This is a genomic window from bacterium, from assembly GCA_030654305.1.
Lineage (GTDB): Bacteria > Krumholzibacteriota > Krumholzibacteriia > LZORAL124-64-63 > LZORAL124-64-63 > PNOJ01.
The window spans coordinates 1-1,946 of the sequence record JAURXS010000276.1; the positions used below are offsets into that span (position 1 = coordinate 1).

Here is a 1,946-nt window from a genome sequence, read left to right on the forward strand (position 1 = left end):
GCAGACCTCCAGCAGCAGGCGCGCGAGGCCCGGCGTGAAGGGAGCGTCCAGGGGGAGGTCGTGACGATACCCGCTGGTCATCGCGCGATGATAGACCGGGAGGTGCGGGCGGCACAACCGCGGTTCGGCCGCGGCTGCGCCGCAATGCGAAAAAGGGGAGGGGCCTTCCGTGGAAGGCCCCTCCCGGGGGAACCGCCGCGCCGTGGAGGGCGGCGGGAACCGCCATCGTCGGTCAGCGCTCGAGCAGCTTCTGGCTCTCGATCACGCGCTTGATGGTCTCCGCGTTGAGCACCTTGAACTCCACGCGCCGGTTCTGGGCGCGGCCCTCGGCGGTGGCGTTGTCGGCCAGGGGCAGCGACTCGCCGTAGCCCTTGACCGAGTACTGGCCGCCGCGGATCTCGGGGAACTTCGCCACCAGGTAGTCCAGCACGGCCTGAGCGCGGAGCTCGCTGAGCTTCTGGTTCGCCGCTTCGGCGCCCTGGCTGTCGGTGTGGCCGCCGATCTCGATCTGCAGCTCCGGCCAGCGCACGAGCGTGGCGCCGATCTCGTCGATCTCGCGGGTGTCGGCCTGGTCGAGCTCGGCCGAGCTGGTCTTGAAGGTGACCGCGGTCGTGCGGATCATGCCCGTGTCGAGCAGCTGGGTCTCGGTCGCGGTGATCGCGATCGGGCAGCCCTGCTCGTCGACCTTCAGGTGCTGCGGGGTCTCGGGGCACTGGTCGAGGCCGTCGAAGACGCCGTCGCGGTCGCTGTCGAGCGGGCAGCCGGTGGCGTCGACCTTGGCGCCGGCGGGGGTGCCGGGGCACTTGTCGGTCCGGTCGAAGACGCCGTCCAGGTCGCTGTCCACGTCGCTGACGCAGCCGCGGGCGTCCACGACGGAGCCGGGCGCCGAGTCCGGGCACTTGTCGAGGCCGTCCAGGACGCCGTCGCCGTCGCCGTCGGTCGGGCAGCCGTAGGTGTCGACGCTCGCGCCCCGCGGGGTCTCGGCGCACTGGTCGAGGCCGTCGAAGACGCCGTCGCCGTCGCTGTCGAAGGGGCAGCCCTGCGCGTCGACCGTGGCGCCGGTCGGAGTCTCCGGACATTCATCGTCGCTGTCGCGGACGCCGTCGCGGTCGGCGTCGCGGCCGCAGCGGCCGAACGCGAAGTTGAAGCCGGCGGTGGCGATCAGGTTGTGGGTCAGGTCGCCGTTGTTGGGCAGGCCGCTGACGAGCCCGCTCATGACGTCGCGCACCTCGAGGCGCAAGTCGCGGCGGTTGATGTTGTCGCCGCCCAGCTTGACCTTCAGGCCGGCGCCGGCCTCCCACCCGTTCATCTCGGTCTTGCCCGTGGGCACCCAGTCGCCCTTGGCCTCGATCTGGGCCCAGCCGGCGGTCAGGTACGGGTTGACCTTCTGGAAGGGCCGCAGGTTCAGCACCACGTCGGCGCCGAGGTGGTGCAGCTTGGTCGATTCGCCGGTGCCGGTCTGCTCGGTGTCGCTGAAGCCGTACGTGCCCTCCACGCCCAGCCAGGACATGAACTGGACGGCGGCGCGGCCGCCGAAGATGAGGTCGTCCTCGATGCCCATCTCGTCCGTCAGGAAGGTCGCGCCGGCGTAGGGCGAGAGGCTGAAGACCGAGTACTCGTCGGAGATGTCGGCGGCCGCGGCTGCCGAGGCGGTCGCGATCAGGAGCAGCAGCAGCAGCGGTTTCACGAGCCTGGTATTCATGGGTTCATCTCCCTGTTCGGGTCGATCTCACCGCCGGGAGCCTGCCCGGCGGTCGGGTGCACGATGGCGTGAGGCGTCGAGTGCCGGCAGGCGCGTTGCGAGTCACGGTGTGGCGCTCGGCTCAGGCTGGATTCGATGGCGCCATTCTACTGAATCGATCCTGAATCGCAAGGTAAATAACGCTGTTCCGCTCAGCCGGAGCCGTTCTGCGCGTGTCGATTCGGCTCAAGGCCGTCCCCGTCCT

At 70.1% G+C, this 1,946-nt stretch carries 1 protein-coding gene; it reads right to left on the bottom strand.

The genetic code is table 11. The features are described 5' to 3' along the window. Window positions 1–232: 232 nt before the first annotated feature. Window positions 233–1,702: an OmpA family protein gene (locus Q7W29_07915; GenBank protein MDO9171741.1), complete on the bottom strand. Its 1,470-nt coding sequence runs from the start codon at window positions 1,700–1,702 to the stop codon at window positions 233–235. Window positions 1,703–1,946: the final 244 nt, after the last annotated feature.